Origin of the sequence: uncultured Rhodococcus sp., assembly GCF_963525155.1 — a bacterium.
GTDB lineage: Bacteria > Actinomycetota > Actinomycetes > Mycobacteriales > Mycobacteriaceae > Rhodococcus_F > Rhodococcus_F qingshengii.
Window position 1 is genome coordinate 1 of the sequence record NZ_CAURKP010000204.1, and the last position, 8559, is coordinate 8559.

The following is an 8559-nucleotide window of genomic DNA, read 5'->3' on the forward strand; positions in this document are numbered from 1 at the left end:
GGGAAAACATCTCCACGATCAGCAACACCATCCGCGACTGCAACTCGTGCCGGACGCGCACCAGATCCAGAACCTCACTCTTGAGGTCCTCGCCATCCAGCTGCCACGCTTCCCGACTGTCCATACCGAAAGTTTAATCGAACACACTTTCGATAACCAGAGACAAAACGGACAACTTCGAGAACAGGAAGGCTCGAGACACGTTGATATGAAACTACTTTCAGTAACTCTCAAAACCGGATCATCGGCCGCCGAGCGGCAGAACTCCCCCGCCGACGGGATAGGGCGGCAGCGTTCCCACAAGCGTCGGTGTCAATGTGGTCGCAGACGGATCGGCACGACCGAGAGTGAATTTCCGAACTTCGGCACCCGTTCCGTTGCTGCCGCTGACGAGGAGATCCGCGCCGGTAGTCGTGCTCGTCGTGGCCACTCCCACACCCGACCCTGGAGCGGTGAACGGGTCGAAAGCTGCAACCTCCCGAAATGCCACGTCCGTCGAATGGTGATCTGGACTCTCGAGGTACATCTCGGGTGCACCGTCGAGTCTGGATCCACTCGAGAAGACGCGGATTGATCCTTCTCCTCCGAGCATGCCTGCCACTATCGACTTTGCGCCGCCCTCGGCGCCGGCCACCCAACCCGTCGACAGAGACACCCCGTCGCGGTAGCCCTGATCGAATGCCAAGAACTGTGATGTCGTTGCCGGACCAGCCGTATGACCTGCGTGTTCATCGGAGTCGCCCTGCGCAACCGCCGTCGGTTCGTACAGGTCGTAGCGGAACGTCTTGATCAACGGCTCCTCGCCCGCACCGGGTGCTGTCACGATGCTCGCTCGACCGGAGTGACTGTCAACCATTCCGGTTGCGAACGTGACTCCGCGACTCGATCCCGGGTACGGCGAGAACGAACCGAATTCTGTGGGTGCGGACCTCTTGTCCGCCGGAAGGTCGGTGGAGTAGATCTTGACCTGCGACTCCATCCCTGGGCCTGATGCAACGATGATGTTGTCTGCCAGTGCATTTCCGTCGATGTCGACACCGCCGACGTTCACTCCACCGCGGAAACCCACATCGAAGGGGGCGAATCTTGCCAACTCGTCGGTGAACGGCACGCCGCCGACTGCGTTGTACGCCACCACTTCCGGAGCCGAGCCTGCACCTGTTCCAGCGACCAGATCAAGCACCATGTCTCCGTTCACGTCCGCCATCGCAACACTCGGGGTGCCTTCGAACGACGGGAAGGGCGTCACAGCAGTGATCAGTTTGTCGCCGTTGGCATCGAATATCTGCACCTTGGCGGGCACGCCGGCCGAACCAGGTATCGCGACGGCATATGTCGATACCTCGGGAATCACGTTGACAGTCGCCATCAAACCGTTGTCCTCGTGATTGAGTCGGTGGCAGTGAATCACAAAGGTTCCGGTGTACTCGGTGAACTTCGTTCGCAACGTCACTGACGCAGGCTCGAGAGCATTCTCATTCTCGTCAGTCACCGGAGCGGGCACGTTCACGTTGTCGATTCCCCATGGCTGAACCCCTCGCGTGGTACCTGCGACGGGATCCACAACTTCCGTTACCTGGAAGTCGTTGACGTGAATATGCATCGGGTGTTCGTCGTTGTTGAGGTTCGTGATCTTCCATTCCTCAACGGAATTCAGTCGCGGTTGAATCAGCGGAATGTTGGGGAAAGTGTTGTCGGCGAATTCGTAGGTGAAGGCCTTCGGATCGCTGTTGCTGGCCTTCTCGTTTCCGAACCCACCGGACACTGTGAGATTGCGGGTCACGTCGGGCGTCATCGCTGCGGTATCCACGAACGAGGTGTAGGTATCGAGCTTCTGTCCGAACTCGAAGGGAGTCGTCTTTCCTTCACCCTCGTCTGGCGTCGCACGGATCAACTGCTGAGTCGGGAACGTGAAGAATCCGTCCGCGTAACTGATCACCGACGGGTCGACGGTGACGGTTCCGAGTTCGGCGGGCGGATTGTCGGTACCGTTGTTGGTGTAGAGAATGCCTGGATTGCTCACCGGCTTCGCACCTTCGAGCGGTGGCATCTCCAGCACCAGATCGCCGGACTCCGGCATCGTCACTGCGATTGCGTATCGCGAGGCCGGCGGAATCACCAGCCTGGTTCCGTCCCCGTCCACGGATGGCCTGACCTCGTCGAACGGGTTTCCGTCCTGCCCTACGATGGCGAACTTCGGATGGGCGCCGGTTGCGGTTTCCGTCAACGTGACCGGCATGTAGGCAAAGTCGCTGATGTTGGCAAGCACCCAGATCTCGGTCTGCCCCGGCTTCAGTTTCAGCGACGGCTGGAACTGACCGTTCACGGTGTACTGCACATCGCGTTGGTTGTCCGGCAGTGAGGGATCGGCCGGTACAGTCGTCGATTCACCCACGAAGCTCTGCAGATTGCCTGGAACGAATTGATTCTGTCCACGATGATTGGCCGGGGACAACGGTCCGGTGTACCAGTTGGTGAAATACTGCGCACCCTCGGTGGTGTCCGAGAAATTCACCGGAGCAAGGCTCGGACGGTACGTCCCGTCGGCTAATTCCGTACCGGCGGGTGGCGTCAACGTACTGACGAATTGAGGCCAGTTCGCGTCGTTGAGCTGCCGGCCCTTTCCTTTGCGGTCGAATACGAAGTTGTACTGCAGTGCCATATCGCGAATCGGAACGTCGTTTGCCGTCACGACAGGCAAATTCCCGTCCGGCCGGCCGATTTCCAGTAGTCCGGCCAAGCCCATGTACGTCTGCTGGGCGGTGAGGGTGTGCCGGTGACTGTGGTACCAGTAGAGACCGTTCGGCATCGTCCCCGGAATCGCGTAGTCGTACACGTTTCCCTGGCCGGCGGGAATGTTGAGCAACACGTTGTCCGCATTGCCGTCCGGACTCACGTGAACTCCGTGCGTGTGCAGATTCAGCGGAGCCGACGTCAGCGCCGGCGGATAGATCGGCACGTCCCCGCCCGCCGGTGTGAATGCCGGATCGTAGAAGTCCTCGATCGTGAGATCCTGCAAATCGTTGTCGTAATGAATGATCAATCGCTCTCCGGGATTGACGCGGAGAGTCGGCGCCGGATAGACGTCACTCGCCGAGGTCGATCCGTCCGACGCCGTACCGCGGATGACCTCGTACCCGAAGAGCAGAAAATTCGACACGGGCGCCGAAGCGGTATCGAGCGGAATCACTCCCTGATGAGCGGACAAGCGCACCTCGAGAACACCATCTCGGCTACTCAGTTTCACCGGCTCCCGGTAGTCGACGGCGGTTCCGTCCGAGCCGTAGTTCGCGCCCACCTCGGGCGCCGATTCAGCGGACGTACACGCGGCCAACGCCATCGTCATGGACACCACTACTGCTGCGGCTAACGACTTTCCTCGCAGTGCGATCACTGGTTTCCCCGTTCCATGGTGGCGTGAGATACGTCCGATCAGCGCTCATCAGCCTATCGAGAAAACATCGGCTGAACAGTACATTCACGACAAATTGCCCACCTAGTGCCCGCTCGAGCGCTTCACCTTGCAAGCAGTCTCAGCAAACCGATCAGAAATCGAGAAGCACAGCCAAGGGACCCGCAATTACGTTGAAACACATGAACACACCACAGAAGTCCACTTCCGACCACACGTCGTCAATCCACGCATCAGCAGGGAGCGCCCAGATGACCACCGCGCAATCCGTGATCCTCGACGTACCCGACCTCGTCGCAGCCGAAGCCTTCTACAACGCTCTCGGCGTCGGAGATCGAATCCAGCTACGCGAATCGAACGAACCGACAACCGGGTTTCGTGGGTACACCATTTCGCTCGTCGTCTCCCAACCGAACATCGTCGACGCCTTCGTCGGCGCCGCACTCGCAGCCGGTGCCGCCGTCTTGAAGCCGGTGAAGAAATCCCTCTGGGGATACGGCGGAGTCCTTCAGGCTCTGGACGGTTCGATCTGGAAGATCGCCACGTCGTCGAAGAAGAACAATGGACCCGCCACCCGCACAATCGACAGCCTCGTGCTGCTGCTCGGCGCCGAAGACGTCAAGGCCAGCAAGCAGTTCTACCTCGACCGCGGACTCGAGGTGTCCAAGAGCTTCGGTCGCAAGTACGTCGAATTCACCAGTGCAGCAAACAATGTGACACTCGCACTGTATGGTCGCCGCGCTTTGGCAAAGGATGCCGGGGTTGCTCCGGAAGGCACCGGATCGCACCGAATCACCATCACCGGTGCGTCCGAACCCTTCGCGGATCCTGACGGTTTCGCCTGGGAAAGCACCCATTCCTGACGCAGGTGGTGTCTCGAGAACACGCCCGCCCGACTCAGGACATCCGTCGAATCCTCTCCAAGTTGTGCGCCATCAACGGACCAACGGTCTCGAGAGCGGCGGGCGAGGTGATGTCCCAGTGCGTGCACTCGACCGGGTGATTCACGATATCCCCGCTCACGTGCGCACGCCATGAATCGATTCCCCGGTTCAGCCATGGATCATCCAGCGCTGCAGTGAAATACAGCACGTCGCCATCGAAGATCCCCGGCTGGTGAGTCTGCATCAACGTGTCGTTGTGCCGGGCCGCGAAGACAAGCCTGCCGACATCTTCCGAAGTCAACTCGCCCATGGCTCGCGCGAACTCGAGTCCCATGTCCGCGTCGTCGTCAGCGTCCGTACCTTCGCCGTCTTCAGCGGCATGGGCGAAGCTGTCCAGCATCACCAACGAATCGACCGACTCGCCCGCTGCCTGCAATAGCACCGCCATCGAGTGTGCGATCACGCCACCGAGCGACCAACCGGCAAGGTGATACGGACCTTCAGGCTGGATTTTTCGAACTTCCTCGAGGTACCTGGCGGCGGTGAACTCGATGGACTCCGGCAGCGGATCCGCGGACGAGACTGCTGGAGTTTGGATCCCGTACATCGGAGTCGCCGAATCGATGTACTGCGCCAAGCCGGCATAGCTCCAGGCCAGGCCGACGATCGGATGGACGAAGAACACAGGCGGCCGATCACCGGTCGTCCGAATCGGGAACACGACGTCCAGCGCCCCGGAAGATTCTTGTCCGGAGTCGACACGAATCGCAATCGACGCCGGAGTCGGCTCGGTCATCAACCACTGCAGTGGGATCTCGCGAGCAAGCGACATCCGCAGTTTGGTCACTACTCGCATCGCCGACAGTGAGTTGCCACCGAGTTCGAAGAAGTTGTCGTCGGCGCCGACGTCAGCAATCTCGAGGACCTCCGAGAAGGCAGTGGCCACAGCGATTTCCGTAGGCGTGCTCGGCTCCCGATACACGATCTTCGACGCAAAATCAGGAGTCGGCAATGCCTTCTCGTCGACCTTCCCTGTCGGTGTCATCGGCACCTTGTCGATGAAGACGACGGCACTCGGGATCATGTGACGTGGCAAGAACTCTGATACGAATGCGATGACGTGGCCCGCCTCCGGCGCAGTTCCCGGCTCCGGCACGACGTACGCCACCAGCGCCGTGTCTCCGGACGGTGTCCGCTTGCCGAGGGTCATGGCCACATCGACGTCCGGGTGGGCGTGCAGTGCCGCATCTATCTCGCCGAGTTCGATGCGATGACCACGAATCTTGACCTGACTGTCGGTCCTGCCCCGATACTCGATGGTGAGTTCGGGTGTCCACGCGGCGATGTCACCGGTTCGATACATACGATCCCCCGGCTGCCCGTGCGGGTTGGGAACAAATCGGGTTGCCGTGAGCACTAGCTGATCGTGGTACCCCCGGGCTAGAGCCGGCCCCGACACGTACAGCTCACCTGGTGTCCCGATCGGCACCGGCAGCAGTCGAGCGTCAAGGATCACCGTGCCGAAACCGCGTACGGGCGATCCGATCGTGACCGGCTTCCCCGCGACAAGATCACCGACGGTGGAGATGTCGGTGGCCTCGGTTGGTCCGTACCCGTTGAGCATGGTTCGACCGGGCTGCCAACGATTGACCAGTTCGGCGGAAACCGCTTCACCGCCGACACCGAGGACTCGAAGCTCCTCGAGCCCTTCCGGTTCCATCGACGTCAACATCGCCGGAGTGATCAGTGCGTGGGTGACCTCGCGGTCGATCATGAACCGCGACAACTCGTCGCCGCCGATAATGGAGGGTGGTGTGACGACCAGAGTCGCCGCCGCGGAAAGCGCCGACATCATTTCACCCACCGACATGTCGAAGCTCGGCGAGGTGTTGTGCAGGAATCGTGAGCGCGAGTCGACGCGATAGTGCTCACGACGCTCGGCGGCAAGGTTCGCGAGACCACCATGCGTGACCACGACGCCCTTCGGTTTGCCCGTGGATCCGGACGTGTAGATCATGTAGGCGGGATTGTCGATGCGAGCCGCTCCCGCGATACTCGAGTCGGGTAGCTCTTGGATCGCGGTTTCGAGTGCGTCCAGATCGAGCCAGCGCACCGAATCGGGAAGTTGATTCCCACCTCGGCTGATGCCGATGACAGCGTCGGAGTCTGTGATCATGTGCTCGATCCGCTCAACCGGATAGTCAGGATCGACGGGCAAGTAGGCGGCGCCGGTCTTCGTCACTGCCCACACCGACATCACGGACGCTGCCGATCGCCGGAGTGCCACGGCTACAAAGGTTTCCGGACCGACTCCGTGATCGAGCAGAATGGAAGCAAGGCGGTTCGACCAGGCGTCCGCTTCACGGTATGTCCACGCACGCCCGTCGGCCCAGATCGCGATTCCGTCGGGGTTCTGTGCGACGGCGGAAGCGATGAGATCAGCCAGGGTTGCGCTGGGCGCAGTCGGCAGGCCCGATACCGGGACAAGCAGGCGACGCTCGTCGGGCCCCAGAACATCCAGGTTTCCGGCAGCGGTGTCCGGCAACTCCACGAATGCACGCAGGATCCGAAGCATCCTCTGGCGCAGAACCTCGATCGTAGGAGCATCGAAGACATCCTGCTGATACTTGAGCGTGAATGAAATGCCGTCATCGGCAACAACGGTAAGTGTCAACGGATAGTGGGTCGCATCGTCACCGGTGATCGCTGTGACCGTCATCCCGTCGATCGAGCTCGTTGCAGCGATACCTTCCGTATCGACGGGGTACGACTCGAAGACGGACAACGTGTCGAAGTCAGCGGCATTTCCGACGCTCTTGACGATCTCCGTCAGTCCGAGTTGGTGGTGCTCGAGAAGCGCCGCCTGTTCTGCCTGCAGCCGTGAGAGCAAGGAACGCAAAGACTCCGCGGGGTCGATCGTGACCCGGACGGGCAGAGTGTTGATGAACAGGCCGACCATCGACTCGACATGATCGAGCTCGGGAGGACGACCCGACACGGTTGCACCGAACACGACATCCGTTCGACCCAGCTGGCGCGCCAGCAGGATTCCCCAACCTGCCTGCATCATGGTGTTCAATGTGACGCCGTTGTCGGCGCTGAAGGCACCGAGATGCTCGGCGAGTTCGGTCTCCACCTGGGTAACGACCGACTCGACGGTGCCGGTACTCGAACCAGCAGACCCTTCCCCGGCGAGCAGGGTCGGCTGCTCGAGCCCGGACAGCGCCTCGGCCCACGCCAACTCGGATTCCGCAGCGTCCCGAGAATTTAACCAGGACAGGTAATTACGATAGGACGCTGCGCGGGGAAGCACCGATTCGTCGCCGTGCGTTGCGTACAGAACCATCAGGTCCTTCATCAGAAGCGGCATCGACCACCCGTCGAGAAGAATGTGGTGCAGTGTCACCGCAAGCGCGTGTCGACCGGGATCTCGAGTGATGAGCGTGAACCGAAGCAATGGCGGTGTTGCCAAATCGAAACGCTCGGATCGATCGCGCTCGAGGGTTCGCTCGTAGACAGCTTCGCGCTCACTCGCAGGCTCGGCACCGAGGTCGACCACACGCCACGGGACATCGACCTCACCGAGAACGATTTGCGCGAGTTCGCCGGACAGATCGGCTACATAGGCCGTCCGTAGGTTGTCGTGACGGTTCAGCAGAGCAGTCACGGCCCGGTTCATTCGTATCGGATCGACAGTTCCTGTCAGCTCCAGAACCATCTGGGTCTGATAAACGTCGGCAGTGTTGCCGGCGAGCAACGAGTGGAAGGCAAGTCCGTGCTGCAACGGCGACAGTGGCCAAATGTCGCTGACCAGCGGATACCGGTCTTCCCAGACATCGATGTCCTCCTGAGAGACCGTCACCAACGGAACGTCGGAAGGCGTCAGGCCTCCCCCCGCGCCGCTGCCGACGTGGGAAACCAGGCTCCGAAGCGCGCTCGCCCAGTACTCCGCCAAGTCTCGGACGTCCGCATCGGTCAGGAGGCGTCCGGCGTAGGAGAACGTCGCGGACAACTCGGCATCACCCGAAATGTCGGTGACTATCGCGTTGATGTCGAGAACTGCGGCGGCAGGCATGTCGGGGTTTCCGGGGCCTTCGATGTCACCGACATCCACGGACGGAGTCCACCCCAAATCGGCGAACTCCTCCGGGACGCTGCCGGCAGACACGCGACCGAGGTAGTTGAAACTGATTTGCGGCATGCCGTCCGGCAGTGGTGTACCCGGGTCGCTGCCGGTCATGTCACTGCCGGACATGTCACTGC

Annotated in this window: 3 protein-coding genes; 1 reads left to right on the forward strand and 2 read right to left on the reverse strand. The window is 60.9% G+C overall.

All coding sequences use genetic code 11. The features are described from left to right. Positions 1-241: 241 nt before the first annotated feature. Positions 242-3346 carry a multicopper oxidase domain-containing protein gene (locus RWT78_RS25620; RefSeq protein ID WP_314681799.1) on the reverse strand — a complete coding sequence of 1035 codons (3105 nt, stop codon included), beginning with the start codon at positions 3344-3346 and terminating at the stop codon, positions 242-244. Positions 3347-3663: 317 nt separating this feature from the next. Here RWT78_RS25620 and RWT78_RS25625 point away from each other — a divergent pair, with 317 nt between their 5' ends. Then, positions 3664-4275, forward strand: coding sequence for a glyoxalase (locus tag RWT78_RS25625; RefSeq protein WP_314681794.1), 612 nt, complete (start codon positions 3664-3666; stop codon positions 4273-4275). A gap of 34 nt (positions 4276-4309) precedes the next feature. Here RWT78_RS25625 and RWT78_RS25630 read toward each other — a convergent pair whose 3' ends face one another. Next, complete coding sequence (locus RWT78_RS25630; RefSeq protein WP_314681796.1) at positions 4310-8536, reverse strand: amino acid adenylation domain-containing protein; 4227 nt, start codon at positions 8534-8536, stop codon at positions 4310-4312. Positions 8537-8559: the final 23 nt, after the last annotated feature.

Excerpts from the sequence above, each read along its gene's own strand:
- RWT78_RS25620 (WP_314681799.1), bottom strand. The coding sequence starts at position 3,346 with ATGACGATGGCGTTGGCCGCGTGTACGTCCGCTGAATCGGCGCCCGAG.
- RWT78_RS25625 (WP_314681794.1), top strand. The coding sequence starts at position 3,664 with ATGACCACCGCGCAATCCGTGATCCTCGACGTACCCGACCTCGTCGCA.
- RWT78_RS25630 (WP_314681796.1), bottom strand. The coding sequence starts at position 8,536 with ATGACCGGCAGCGACCCGGGTACACCACTGCCGGACGGCATGCCGCAA.